The 12,359-nt window shown below is 68.6% G+C and carries 11 protein-coding genes and 2 pseudogenes; 4 read left to right on the top strand and 9 right to left on the bottom strand.

The window, feature by feature from the left end; translation table 11 throughout:
- Positions 1 to 144 precede the first annotated feature (144 nt).
- From ACH4S8_RS44815 to ACH4S8_RS44805, 3 genes and pseudogenes are all read left to right on the top strand, one after another.
- Positions 145 to 390 (top strand): annotated as a pseudogene (locus tag ACH4S8_RS44815) (GNAT family N-acetyltransferase); the annotation flags it as partial.
- Between the two features lie 63 nt (positions 391 to 453).
- Entirely contained in the window at positions 454 to 678 is a 225-nt protein-coding gene (locus ACH4S8_RS44810) for a transposase domain-containing protein (protein ID WP_398405083.1), read from the top strand.
- Between the two features lie 143 nt (positions 679 to 821).
- On the top strand, positions 822 to 3,233 hold the full coding sequence (locus tag ACH4S8_RS44805; RefSeq protein WP_398405081.1) for an ADP-ribosyltransferase domain-containing protein: 2,412 nt from the start codon (positions 822 to 824) through the stop codon (positions 3,231 to 3,233).
- Between the two features lie 371 nt (positions 3,234 to 3,604).
- Here the strand turns inward: ACH4S8_RS44805 and ACH4S8_RS44800 are convergent, their stop codons facing one another.
- The 6 genes from ACH4S8_RS44800 to ACH4S8_RS44775 form a co-directional block, all read right to left on the bottom strand.
- A complete protein-coding gene (locus tag ACH4S8_RS44800; RefSeq protein WP_398405079.1) occupies positions 3,605 to 3,913 on the bottom strand; it encodes a hypothetical protein in 309 nt (102 codons plus the stop codon).
- Positions 3,914 to 4,473: 560 nt separating this feature from the next.
- Positions 4,474 to 5,760 (bottom strand): MFS transporter, encoded by a 1,287-nt coding sequence (locus tag ACH4S8_RS44795; protein ID WP_398405077.1) that lies wholly within the window; start codon positions 5,758 to 5,760, stop codon positions 4,474 to 4,476.
- Positions 5,757 to 6,296 (bottom strand): ArsR/SmtB family transcription factor, encoded by a 540-nt coding sequence (locus ACH4S8_RS44790; RefSeq protein WP_398405075.1) that lies wholly within the window; start codon positions 6,294 to 6,296, stop codon positions 5,757 to 5,759. Before ACH4S8_RS44790 ends, ACH4S8_RS44795 begins: the two co-directional genes overlap by 4 nt.
- A gap of 438 nt (positions 6,297 to 6,734) precedes the next feature.
- Positions 6,735 to 7,265, bottom strand: a complete 531-nt coding sequence (locus ACH4S8_RS44785; protein WP_398405073.1) for a hypothetical protein — start codon at positions 7,263 to 7,265, stop codon at positions 6,735 to 6,737.
- A 2-nt stretch (positions 7,266 to 7,267) separates the two neighbouring features.
- A complete protein-coding gene (locus tag ACH4S8_RS44780; protein ID WP_398405071.1) occupies positions 7,268 to 8,512 on the bottom strand; it encodes an amidase domain-containing protein in 1,245 nt (414 codons plus the stop codon).
- Between the two features lie 523 nt (positions 8,513 to 9,035).
- Entirely contained in the window at positions 9,036 to 9,476 is a 441-nt protein-coding gene (locus ACH4S8_RS44775) for a hypothetical protein (protein WP_398405069.1), read from the bottom strand.
- Positions 9,477 to 10,658: 1,182 nt separating this feature from the next.
- Between ACH4S8_RS44775 and ACH4S8_RS44770 the strand changes: the two genes are divergently transcribed.
- Positions 10,659 to 11,492 (top strand): serine hydrolase domain-containing protein, encoded by an 834-nt coding sequence (locus ACH4S8_RS44770; RefSeq protein WP_398405067.1) that lies wholly within the window; start codon positions 10,659 to 10,661, stop codon positions 11,490 to 11,492.
- Positions 11,493 to 11,525: 33 nt separating this feature from the next.
- On the opposite strand, the gene ACH4S8_RS44765 is transcribed toward ACH4S8_RS44770, so the two are convergent.
- The 3 genes and pseudogenes from ACH4S8_RS44765 to ACH4S8_RS44755 form a co-directional block, all read right to left on the bottom strand.
- Entirely contained in the window at positions 11,526 to 11,774 is a 249-nt protein-coding gene (locus ACH4S8_RS44765) for a transposase (RefSeq protein WP_398405065.1), read from the bottom strand.
- Positions 11,775 to 11,972: 198 nt separating this feature from the next.
- Positions 11,973 to 12,137 carry a hypothetical protein gene (locus ACH4S8_RS44760; protein WP_398405085.1) on the bottom strand — a complete coding sequence of 55 codons (165 nt, stop codon included), beginning with the start codon at positions 12,135 to 12,137 and terminating at the stop codon, positions 11,973 to 11,975.
- Positions 12,138 to 12,149: 12 nt separating this feature from the next.
- Positions 12,150 to 12,251: pseudogene (locus ACH4S8_RS44755) on the bottom strand (transposase); the annotation flags it as partial.
- Positions 12,252 to 12,359: the final 108 nt, after the last annotated feature.

Below are 12,359 nucleotides of genomic sequence, written 5' to 3'. Positions count from 1 at the left end.
GTCCCCGGACCACGGACACGATCCGTGCCGCCCGGACGCGCAGCGAACGCGGGCAACCAGAACGCCCAACACCGTCCGGGGCGTTCGGCTGAGCACGGGTTCTGGCAACAGGACCCACTCCCGCTCAGTCCATAGGAACGGTTCGGGACCGAAGCGGCGCGGTTGATCGTCGGTTACGGCTTCGAGCGCATCGGCCTGCACCGAATCTCGCTCGGGGTGTTCGCCTTCAACCCGCGTGCCCAACGCGCCTACGAGAAGGCGGGGTTCGTCGTGGAGGGCGTCCGGCGGGACGCACTGCTGTACGACGGTGCGTGGGTGGACGACATCCTCATGTCGATCCTCGCTCCCGAATGGGAGCGCCACCGCGGCCGGCCAAAGGCTGCACCGTGACGACGCCGTAGTCTGCCGGGCAGGACACCCGCAGGATCCGACCACCCGGACTTGTATCGGCGGGTGTGTCCGCGAGGCTTGGTGGACCGGGTGGTGGCGGCGTGCGGCCGTGCCGGGCAACGTCAGCGGCTGCTTCCCGAACCGCTGGTGGTGTATTTCGTGCTGAAGCCTCCCCTGTTCTCCCCCGCTCCGTATCCGGAAGTGACGCGCCATCTCGTCGAGGGCTTGCGCAGCTTGGTGCCGAGCAAGGCGGCGGTGTATCCCGATCGGCGCACACACGGCCGGTAGGGCACGGACGTGTGCGGCCACCAGCTAGTGCGGGTTCACCGAAGCATGACGGCGGGTCACTGACCCCTTGCCGGAGCTGCGTTGTCAGTGGTGGGAGATACGTTCGAGGTCTTGGAAACGCTGTTGCACGACAGGAGTGGACGATGACCGAGAGCAGTGTGCTGCCCGCGCTCAGGGTGGTGCTGACGGACGTCAACGAGCGTGTGGTGGAGGCGTGGCGCGCCGCGTTCGCCGACACCCCCGGTATCGAGATCCGCAAGGGCTCGATCCTCGACGAGGACGTCGACGCCTGGGTCAGCCCCACGAACTCCCGGGGCCGGATGGACGGCGGGGTCGACGCCGTCATCAAGCGGTACCTGGGGGCCGGCATCCAGGTGCGTGTCCAGCGGGCGATCCGTGACCGGTTCGCCGGGCCCATGCCGGTGGGCAGCGCGGTCTGCGTCCCGTCCGGCGCGACCGTCCCCCGGTACCTGATATCGACGCCGACGATGGTGCGGTCCTCGCAGAACGTGAGCGCCACGCTGAACGTGGCACTGGCGTGCGCGGCCGCTTTCCAGGCCGTCCACCGGCAGAACCGGAAGAAGCCGGGCAGCATCCGGTCCGTGGCGCTGGTCGGGTTGGGGGCGCAGACCGGCCAGGTGCCGGCCCGGGTGTGCGCCAATCTGATGTGGACCGGCTACACGCTCTTCCACGACCACTGGTTCGAGGACGACGACGAGCTGCGCTCCACGATCATCTCCCAGCTCCACGGGATCGAGAACGTGCCCGTCGACCAGCGGGTGCGCATCGTGCCCCCGGTGGCCGTCACGCCCGTCGCCCCCGCGCTGGCGCCCGCAGCCGCGCCTGAAACTGCTGCTCCCGCCCCTTCCTCTCCTTCTGCCACGACGAGTGAAAGCGCCTCCGCCATGACCGGATCGACGACCGGCGTCCCGGCTCCGGGCCAGCCGCCGCAGCCCCAGCCCGATGCGAACGACCCCCTCGCCCTGACCGAGCTGTTCGACGGCGGCGGGGAGGCCTGGCTCCCGCTGCTGAAGCCGGTCATCGAGGCGCAGCCGGACGCTGCGCGGTTCATCGGGAAGGGCCGCAGCCACGAGGTGGTCCCGGTCCGCGAGCTGACGTTCCAGGCGCTCAAGCCGAACCCGCCGCACAAGTGGAAGGTCGTGGTCTTCGGCCAGAACCCGTATCCGCGGCCGGAGAGCGCCACCGGCATAGCCATGTTCGACAACACCTTCAGCGACTGGAAGGACAGCCAGTTCGGTCGGGTCGTCAGCATCCGGTGCCTCATCAAGGCTGCGGCGATGTGGAAGTACGGCATCGTCAAGAAGACCCCGATCGCCGACGTGCGGGCGCTGCTGAAGGAGCGGGACACGGTCCAGCCGCCGGAGTGGTTCCAGGCGATGCTGACGCAGGGCGTGCTCCTGCTGAACGCGTCGCTGACCGCGAGCGGTGACGGGGCGATGGGGGCCGACCAGCACACGGCGTTCTGGCGGCCGGTCGCCGAGCGGATCGTCGAGGAGATCCTCAAGGCCAAGCAGGACGCGGCCGAGGAGGACCGCGGGGTCGTGTTCGCGTGGTGGGGGGCGCATGCCCGCAGCCTGAAGCGGGTTGTCCTGCGGCTCCAGCAGAAGTACCCGGACGTCGAGGTCCGCCACCTCGACCACGCGAACCCGGCGGCACAGGGCGACATCTTCTGTGAGGGCGACCACTTCGCCCAGGTCAACGACGCTCTGGCTTCGCTGGGCTCCGACGGCATCGACTGGCTGCCGAGCAAGGGGTGGAACCAGGCGGCGGTCGGTGCGGGTGGTGCGGACGGGGGTGTCGCGGCGCGCATGGGCGCTTTCATCGAGTCGACCATGAACCTGCACCAGCTGTACCTGGAACGCCTCACCAGCGTCAAGGACGAGGGCCTGGTCCTGCCCGCGATCACCGGTGTCTTCGACACCCCGCTGATGGACTTCCAGGACGCCGTCGCCCCGGTCTCGGCGGCGCTGTCCGGGCTCGCCGGGTACATCCGACGCTCCCGCGACTTCGGCAAGCAGCGTGCGGACCAGGCGGCTGGCGGCGGCCTGTCCGCCGACGCGATCGCCGCGCTCCACCTCTACACCTGTGAGTCGGCCTTCTACCGCGAGATCAACAGCGTTCTGCGCTCCCCCGACCGCACCAGGGTCATGCCCTACCTGCCGTACCTGCGGCTGCTGTTCTCGGCGGTCTCGGAGCTGCCGGCCTACACGCACCCGCTGTGGCGCGGGGTGTCGCTGGACCTTCGGGCGCAGTACCCGGTGGGCCGGACGGTGACCTGGTGGGGCGTCTCCTCGTGTACCTCCGAACTGAAGGTGGCCAGGGCGTTCCTGGGCAGTCACGGCAAGCGGACCCTCTTCGAGGTGACGCCAGCCCGGGCGGTCGGGATCAAGAGTTTCTCCGCCTTCACCGGCGAGGAGGAATACATCCTTACGCCAGGTACCCAGCTCAAGGTGACGGAGGTCAAGAGCGAGCCCCGCGGGCTGTGCACGGTCCGGCTGAGCGAGGTCACGAACGCCGCTCCCGTGGTGTCCTGAACCGGCTCCGTTCCACGATGCCACGGTCGTGGTTGCCGGACGCTCGTGCCCGGCAACCACATGGGCGAAGACTGGTACCGGTCCCGCCGATGCCCCTGCTGCGACCTGGGGTTTCCTTGCCCTGGCCGCGGGAGCCGGTCGGGGCAGGTGCATGGGTCCTGTCTGCGGTTCCCCGTCGGCCTCCTTGTTGTGGGACGGCGGGTGGTGCCGCTGCTTCGTGTCCGACGCTTCATGTGCGACGACGTCTCCTGCGGGCGGCGGACATTCGCTGAGCAGGTCGCAGGCCTGACCTGCCGGTACAGCCAACGGACCGGACGAATGCCCACCGCAGCAACACCACGGCCGGCAACGGCGGTTCAGGCAGCATGAACTCAGCCGGCAAGATACTCGATGTCAAGGCTGTCCGAATGTCCGGGCCAGGAGAGGGAGAACTTCCAGCATCCCGGCTTCGGCATATCGATGTCAGAAGGGCCAGGACCTCCTGCAACCGAACGGGTAGCCACTTCGTTCGTGCCGGCAAGGCTCGCTTTGATGGTCAACCGGTCATCAGGCCCCAAATCGGCGGCGCCTTGGGCGTCCTTCGCCACCCAAAGGATCTTGTTCGCCCGGCCTTTGGCGGCCGGCGCGTGGTAGGGGTAGCCGAAGAGCACGGCAGCGATCTCGCCCTTGTCGCCGATCATATGGCGCTGGGATCTGTCTCGCAGGAATCCCTTCCGCGCCCAAGTGGGAAGAGGGCCCTGCTCCACCACGGGCTGACAGCGACCACCCGCATTCGACCCGGTGACGGAGTGAGTCGATTCCGTCGCCTCGGCATCACTCGGACTGTTCTCGGGCCCGCTGCAACCCGATGCCGTGAGCACTGTGGCCGCCAGAAGTGCAAGCAGTGCACCAGGCACGGCAGAACCGTCCGAATGACGCACAATCAATCGACTCAGGTGCACAGACATCCCGGCCCCCCGATACGTCGCGGCCGCTCGCCGGATCGGCCCGGCAAGTTGAGTTGAACAGTGAACGACAAGTGCTGACTGTTCCACGGTTTTCACGAAACGCGGAACCTGCTATCTGGCCAGACCTACAGCTGCCCCCCTGTCACGGGCGACCCATCGCCAGCGCTTTCCGGGCGTTTGCAGGTCTGACGATCGTGAACACGCACCTCGCCTGCGACCGGCCCACGCGCAGCACTCCCCTCGTCGAGGACGGCCTCGGGACCCCCGTCGGACAGGTCGTCACGTGCCCCGCATCATGCCGCAGGCTGCTGACGACACGGCTGCGATTCCGGGTGAGCTGGATCATCGGCCGGGGCGGCGGCACGCAGCGCCGCCTCGACCTGGCGGTTGCTGGTCATGGTCGCCGTGACGGCGGTCATGGCGAGGAGGAGACCGGCGGCGGCGTAGAGCGGGGTGCGTATGTCGTAGGTGGTGGCCAGCCAGCCGCCGAGGAAGGCGCCGAACGGGGCGGCGCACATGGCGAGCATGCGGGAGGTGGAGGCGACCCGTCCCATCAGGTGGGCGGGAACGACCGCCTGTCGAAGAGAGGGGCCGAGCACCATCGTGGCGCCCATGCCCGCTCCGCAGACGGCTAGCGCGAGGCCGGCGACGTACGGGTTCGGGGCGGCGGCAAGGCCCAGGATGGCGAGTCCTTCGACTGTGGCCGTGCAGGTGAGCGCGGTACCGGTGCCGAGTCGTCGGCCGAGGAAGGAGGCGATGCCCGCGCCGAGCAGACCGCCGGTGGCCTCCGCCGTGAGGAGCAGGCCGAAGCCGAAGGTGCCGATGCCGAGACGATCGTGCGCGAAGAGGGCGAGTACGGTCTCCACGGCGAGGAAGGCGATGTTCCCGACCGCCGGACGCAGCGCGAGCCCGAGCAGCAACTGATCCCGGAATACGTACGAGGCGCCGGCCCGCACCTGCCGCAGCAGCGACTCGCGGGCCTGCGGTACGGGCCCGGGCGTGGCGGGCAGCGACCGTACGAGCAGTGCGGAGAGCGCGAACGACACCGCGTCGGCGAGCAGCGGAACCGTCCGCCCGAGCGCGAGCAGGGCACTGCCCGCAGGCGGCCCCGCGAAGCCGGACGCGGCGGTCTGGGTGCCGCGCAGGCGGGAGTTGGCGCGCTCCAGGAGTGCGGGGTCGCGGCCGAGCAGATCCGGCAGGTAGGCGGTTGCGGCCGTGTCGAAGAAGAGTCCGCCGAGGCCGAGGAGGAAGGCGACGGCCGCGAGCAGGGGAATGCTCAGCACGTCGAGTGCGGCCGCTGCCGCCGGTATCGCGAGCAGCGCTGCACGTGCCGCGTCCATGACCCACATCGTGCGCCGACGGTCCCAGCGGTCCACCAGCGCACCGCCGAGCACCCCGAAGAGCAGCCAGGGCAGCGTTCCGGCGGCTGTGACGACGGCGAGTGCCATCGGATCCCGCGTCAACGTCAATGCGAGCAGCGGCAGCGCGGCATGCGTCACCCCGTCACCGAGAGAGGACACTGTCTGCGCGGTCCACAGCCGTCCGAACCCGGTCGGCAACTTCCTTATGTCTGAAGTCACTTGGCGTCCCCTTCGGCCTGCTCGCGCCGTGCCGGGTGGAACAGTGCGAAGACGAGTGACGCGTCCGGCAGCGACGGATCGGACAGCTCCCGGTACTCGTCCGCCAGTGCCTGCAGCCGCGCTCCCAGCTCCGCGAACTGCTCCTCGGTGAGCCGCAGATGCGCCATCCGTACGTGCCGCTCGCCATCGACCGGCGCTGCCTCCAGGTCCGCCACCGCATGCCGCATCAGCACGTCCGGCCCTCCCTCGCCCGGATCCGGCAGCACGATCGACCGCGCGGCCATGGCGTAGTACCGCTCGGTGACTCCGCGGACCTTGCGCGTTCGGACCACCTTCACCAGGCCTGCCCGTTCGAGCAGCCGCACGTGGTAGCTGGAACTCCCCTTCGCAAGGCCCACTCGTTCGGCGATCTGGGTGATCGTCGCGGGCTCGAAGCGGAGCACGGCCATGATCCGGTGACGCGTGAGACTGGAAACGGCGCGTAGCTGTTCGTCAGTGGTGACGTGGAACGTCTCGGGAAGATCTTCGGTAGGCATGCCCTCAATGGTCAACACTTCTTGACCATTGAGCAAGGGAGTTTTTCGGCCTTCCGGAATCGGCCAGCCGATGACGTGGTGAGGCGGATCGCTCGAAGCAGCCTGGCCGGCACCGACGAGGCGAGGGGCTCTGGCCGGAGCAATGACCATTGGCGTAGACAGTGGCCTGGTCTTCGTAAGGCGCCCGGCCGCGTCCCGCACCGCCGTCCCACGCGAAGGAGGCGATGATCAGCAGCGGGACCGTCTGAAACGTCGCGCACACCGCAGAACCGGGGATACGGGCCGGTGCGATCCCACGGAGGCCGGCCACCGACCTTCCAAGGGCGAGTCGCTGCCCGGGGCGAACGACAAGGGGCTCCGGCCTGTCCATGAATGCGGAAGCCCGCACCCCGATTGTTCGGGGTACGGGCCTCGAGGGCGCTGCGGGGCAGGTGGCCGCTAGTTCCCGGACGGGGTGCCGGAGGTGCGGGAGCCGGAGTGGCCCGGCTTCGACGGGGCCCATGTGGGCTTGGCCGTTGCCTCGGCCGGGTCGGGTTCGGCGAGAGTGAGTCCCCAGGAGTCGTCGTCCTCTCCTGTGCGGGCTTCGATCTCCTTGATCTGGCCGCTCTTGGCGAAGTAGAGGACCACGACCTGCCGTACGGAGCCTTCGTCGTAGAAGTCCGCTGTCACCTCTCCCTTGGCGGCGGCGCCGAAGGCCTTGACCCAGTTGCGGGCCGTGGCGTCGGCTTCCGTGTCGTCGACGGCGAGGGCGGCCAGTGCGTCGACGTCGCCGTCGGCGAGCCGCCACACGGCCTTCTGCACCGTCTCGAGACTTCCCGTGGAGGGGTAGCCGACGACCCGCAGCGGCCGGTGATTGCTGTAGTCCGTCTGGTACGTCAGGGACTCGTCGTTTGACGTGCAGCCCGTCAGGAGTCCGCCCGTGACGACGGCGGCCAGCGCGATGCGGGTGAGTCTTGTCTTGCGTGTCATGGTCAGAACCTCGCCTTCGGGCGGAGGATGACGACCCGCTCGATGTAGTTGGACTTGCCGCGGTACCGCAGGATGGCAGCCGCGAGGCTGGTCCTGTTCGAGCTGCCGTGCTGGATCAGCTGGAGCCCGTGCCGCTTGCGCTCGACGATGGCCACGTGGTTGTAGCCCCGTTCCTTCTTCCACTTGAAGAGCCCGAGATCTCCCGGCTCGGCGGAGAGGGCCGTGACGTACTCGGCCCCGCGGTAGCGGATCATGTGCCGGCGGAAGCTCTCGGCGGCGGCCCAGGTGCAGCTCTTGTTCTTGATCCTGCCGAAGAGGTGGTACTGCTGCCACCAGGTGCGGTCGTGCTTGCGCCCGCCCTGACGGGTCTTCATGTCGCCGCCGTGGTACAGCGCCTTCGACACGAAGTCGGTGCAGTCGCGGCCGTATTCCCAGCGCGTACTGACGTTCCGGGAGGCCCACTTGAGCGTTCCGGAGCCTGACACCTGCGCGGCGGCGCGCTTGACGCGCGGCGCCGGCTTCTGAACGGCCGGATCAGGTTCCTCGATCGGCAGGCCGTCCGCGTCGAGCGCGATCGGCTCGTCGGGCACCTCACCGATGGGGCCTGGTGAGCCGTCGGTGGTCTCCAGAGTGTCGGCGGCCGAAGCCGAAGCCGAGAGCACGCCTTTCGCCGCAGGGGCGTCCGCCTCGACGCGGAGGATCAGGGCGCCGCTGTTGGTGCTGAAGGTGAAACGCTGTTCCCGCCGTCCTTCCTCCGGTTCACCGCCTGTGTCACCCAGGCCTGCCGGGTTCGCGTCCGTCAGTACGGCCGAGTCCTCAAGGACGAGGGTGAGCGAGGTGGGGTGCGCCTTGGCCACCACGGTGCCGTCACGGTGTTCGGTGAGATCGGTGTCGACGGTGACCCAGCTGCCGTTGTGGTCGAACCGTACGGGACCGGCGGTGAGTTCGGTCGTCAGGGGGCCGTCCTGGTCGACCCAGGTGGCGGACGTCTCGGTGCGCTCGGACAGTGCCTCCACCCGCTTGCCGGAGCGCTTCGGCTCAGCGCGGGCGGACGGAACGTCGGCGGCGGAGAGTTTCCCGGTCGGACCGTTCACGACGGGTGTTGCCGCGACAGCCGGCCGGGGCGCTGCCAGGACCGCCCCGCTCAGCAGGGCTAGGGAGAGGGCGAGCAAGACCGTGATGCGGGACAGACGTCCGAGCGCGCGCGAAGTGACCCGTTCCCCCGGAACGGGCGGTGGTATGTGCATGGTGTGCATTCGACCCTTGGTCAGATGGTCGGAGAACGTCGAAGAAGTCGTAAAGCTAGTGCCTGGCTGGTGTGCACACATCACCGAGTAGGCGCTTTGTTCCATTATGGTCATGAATGGTTCACGGTGGGCTTTGTCACGGAGAAGCGAGGGAACCTCAAGCTCCTTTCGCCGTACACCCCTTCGAGCCTGACCGAGCCAATACAGCTGACCAGCAGGGCAGTTGCTGCCCGGTGACCCGCAAGCCGACGGCTACGACCCCCTCCACGCGGCTGTCGCCCGGGGCACCGCCCGGGCTCTGGAGCCTGATGGCGCGCTCTGCGGTTTCCGGGCCCTGGACGGCCTGGCGGGCACGACCGGGCCATCCAGCAGGCCATCTCCCGCACCAGAGCGAGGGCGTTGCCGGGGGGACGACCGTGACGTACGCAGGTGGCGGCACAGGCACTGCGGACTGTGGCCTGGCCTGGGCCTGGACGGTCTGGTCGACAGCGCGCTGCACACGCCAGGCGGGTGAGCCCTGCCGCTACGGCTCCCTGGTGAACTTCACATCGAGCCCGCACGGCGCATCCGCGTCGTCTGTCGCGCACAGCGCCTTGCCGCCGTCCACCACCGCCAGGTCGATACGGCAGCTCTCGGCCGCGCCGTGGAACGCAAGGCCGATCCAAGAACCGGACTTGGCGGCCTTCTCCCCGATTTCGGTGTTCCTGCCCTCCGCGACGTAGAAGGCCCAGCCGCCTCTGGACGGCTTTCCGGTGCACAGCGCGTCAGTGAGGTTCTTCGAATCGAGACCGCTGGCGGTAAACGTCCGGTCGGCGGCAAAGGTGAACTTCTCGCCGTGCGGTCCCGCCCAGTCTCCGGTGATGCGGTCGGCCGTGACCTTGGTCGTCGACTGGCTGCCCGCACACGCGGTGAGCAGCAGAAATGGCGCCAGGGCGGCGAGTTTTCTCAGGGCGGTCCGGTGCACGCGGCCACTGTAGCGACAGGCCGTGCCCGGTGATGGTCCCGGCTGCCGCCAAAGCCGCCCATGCGCACCGAGGGAACTGTGGCATCGTCGGCTCGACAGCTCCCGGTCCGACACGAACGGCCCGGATCCGACGGCGGCAGCTCGCCGACGGTGGGCACCGCCTGGGCCCGCTCCCCCGTAGTTCAGAGCGCGATGGGCTGGTACTTCAGTGTCGCGTCGACGATCTGTTCCGCAGACGCATCCTTGAGGGTGTCCGGGGGGAAGAGCGGGTTACTCACCCAGGGATGCGGCACGTTCGCCTCCAAGAGCCGCAGACAGCAGTCGCTCTCCAGGACGACCGTCAGGAGCCTGCCGCATCATGTCCGTCGGTCAGGGCAGGCAGGGCGCGGTCCGCCGGAAGGGCGATGGCGAGGGCCAGCCGGACTGCCGGACTGCCGGACATTCGACCGACCAGCCGGTGTCGTCCACGCAAGGGACTCTGGAGGTTCTGGCGGTTGGGCAGTTTCCGGGGTATCGAGGGCCGGGGAGTTGAGCTGGACGGCGGCCTGCCCTGCCCGTTTCCGGGCGACCTCCTGCAGGGGTCCGGGCCTTTCCGAGGTCGGGTTCCAGCCTGGGACGCTCAGGCTCGGGCTCCACGTTGATGCCGAGGCCCTTCGCGCCGCCGAAGCCCGATCGGTTCGGTCTCGTGACGGTCACTCAGTTCAACGTCGATGACGACACCTCGCTCGATGTCGGCACGTTCGGCGTCCGCGCGGACAGGGAGCTTGACCGGCAGGGCCCTGGACGCCGGCACCGAACCTTGAAGGGACATCAGGGCATACGAGCACGGGCTGCAACGGAAGGGAGCACTTTCGGTCAACCCGTTCCCGGCAGAGATCACAGGAATGCCGATGCATGATCAACAGGAGGTCTTCGGATGTGTTCGGTTTTGGACGGAAGTAAATATCGAAATCTGGATCATTTCGCGTGCCGTCGCCCGATTCCGCTGATCATTTTCAGCCAGCCCGCATTGTTACCGGCGAGGAACATGGATTCAGAGTGTGCCAGCATTCGAGCCAACGGGACGGCGCTGGAGTGCCGGATATCGGACAGTCACCCATCGGCACCGCACGTCCATCGGCACCGCACACCCGTCGGCACGGCGGCACGCGCGCTGCCCCGAACACACGACAGAAGATCATCATGATCCGCGTTCCCACCTGCATACTCAGCAGCTTTCAGGCACCCCAGGTCTCCCACGGCCACGACCCCGACCTGTTCGTGCAGATCGGTTCGTTGACCAAGCCGCTCACCGCGACCGTCCTGACCGCCTTGGCCGACGACGGAGTCCTGAGCCTCGACGACCCGCTGGAGCTGTTCCTGCCGGCACCCAGCGGCACGGGAATCACCCTGCGCCACCTTGCCGAGCACACCTCGGGCCTTCCACGCCTGCCCCCCGGCATCAGCGGGCGCGATCCCTATGCCGCTTTCGACGCCGACACACTGAACTCGGTCGCACGACACCTCGACACCCTGGTCACGGCTCCTGCGGGGACGGCTGAGGAGTATTCCAACCTCGGATACGCGCTCCTGGGCGCCGCTCTCACCGCGGCCACCCGTACCCCGTACGAGGAACTGCTGCACCGCCACGTCCTTGCCCCCCTCGGCATTACCGACGTCGCCGCCGATCCGCCCTCCGGCAGACGACTGTGCCGCCAAGGGCTGTTCGGCCGGCCCCACCGGCCCTGGACCGTGGACGGCGCGATCCTTCCCGCCGGCGGACTGTGGGCCACTCCCCGGGCCACCGCCCGCCTCCTCACCGACCTGCTGGTCGACCGCAGGCTGGGGGAACCGGCACCGGCCTGGCAGAAGGCGGGAAGCCTTCTGTGGCACAACGGCGCGACAGGCGGCGCATCCGTTTTCGCGGGAGCCTCACCACAGGGCTGGATTCTTGTTCACCGTCTGTCCGGTCGAAGTGCCGTGACGGACAAAATGGCCCTGGACACGCTCAGACTCTTCATCGGGCCCAGAGCTTGATGCCAGGGACGGGCTAGGAGTTGCCTTCAAACGTCACGCCCACATCAGGAGTGATGCGAGGGTGATGGCTGCCTGGTAGGACTCGGCGGTCTTGTCGTAGCGGGTGGCGATGCCGCGCCATTGCTTCAAGCGGTTGAAGCATCGTTCCACCACGTTGCGATGCCGGTAGAGCTGCTTGTCGAAGACTGGCGGGTGCCCGCCCCGGCTGCCGTGCCGGAGCCGGTTGCGGACCTGGTCGGCCCGCTCGGGGATGGTGTGGCCGATGCTGCGCCGTCGCAGCAACTTGACCCGATAGCTGCATGGGGTGTCTTGTCGCCCAGCACGTGTGCCAGCCGGACCCAGGCCGTCCCGGGCCGACGCGGGGCACCCGTATCGCTTCCATCACGGCGGTGAACTGGGTGCAGTCGTTGGTGTTGCCGCCCGTGAGGGTGAGGGCGAGCGGGCGGCCGACACCGTCGCAGGCCAGATGGATCTTGCTGGTCAGGCCACCCCGGGAGCGTCCGAGGCCGGGACTGCGGAGCCCCCTTTTCGCGCCCCGGCGGCGTGCTGGTGGGCGCGCGCGACGGTGGAGTCGACCGACACCGGCCAGTCGATGTCGCCCGCAGCGTCCGCTGCGGCCTGGGTGGCCTGGGTGGCCCGGAGCATGCACTCGAACGTGCCGTCCAGAGCCCACCGGAGGAAACGGGTGTGCAGCGTGTGCCACGAACCGTACCGTTCGGGCACATCCCGCCAGGCCGTCCCGGTCCGGAACTTCCACACGATCCGGAAGGACGAGTCGCGGCGGCGCTGTCATGGAGATACGGCGATCCCCAGGGAGTCGGCGCCCATGGCCTTCGGGGCACCCTTCTCGTAGAAGACGTCGAGTTC

The organism is Streptomyces sp. NPDC021080 (genome assembly GCF_044333225.1).
Taxonomy (GTDB): Bacteria; Actinomycetota; Actinomycetes; order Streptomycetales; family Streptomycetaceae; genus Streptomyces.
Note: the sequence above shows the minus strand (reverse complement) of the source record. Positions and strands in the feature narration are given on the sequence as shown.

Excerpts from the sequence above, each read along its gene's own strand:
- ACH4S8_RS44780 (WP_398405071.1), bottom strand. The coding sequence starts at position 8,512 with ATGCACATACCACCGCCCGTTCCGGGGGAACGGGTCACTTCGCGCGCG.
- ACH4S8_RS44785 (WP_398405073.1), bottom strand. The coding sequence starts at position 7,265 with ATGACACGCAAGACAAGACTCACCCGCATCGCGCTGGCCGCCGTCGTC.
- ACH4S8_RS44760 (WP_398405085.1), bottom strand. The coding sequence starts at position 12,137 with ATGCTCCGGGCCACCCAGGCCACCCAGGCCGCAGCGGACGCTGCGGGC.
- ACH4S8_RS44770 (WP_398405067.1), top strand. The coding sequence starts at position 10,659 with ATGATCCGCGTTCCCACCTGCATACTCAGCAGCTTTCAGGCACCCCAG.
- ACH4S8_RS44790 (WP_398405075.1), bottom strand. The coding sequence starts at position 6,296 with ATGCCTACCGAAGATCTTCCCGAGACGTTCCACGTCACCACTGACGAA.
- ACH4S8_RS44800 (WP_398405079.1), bottom strand. The coding sequence starts at position 3,913 with ATGATCGGCGACAAGGGCGAGATCGCTGCCGTGCTCTTCGGCTACCCC.
- ACH4S8_RS44805 (WP_398405081.1), top strand. The coding sequence starts at position 822 with ATGACCGAGAGCAGTGTGCTGCCCGCGCTCAGGGTGGTGCTGACGGAC.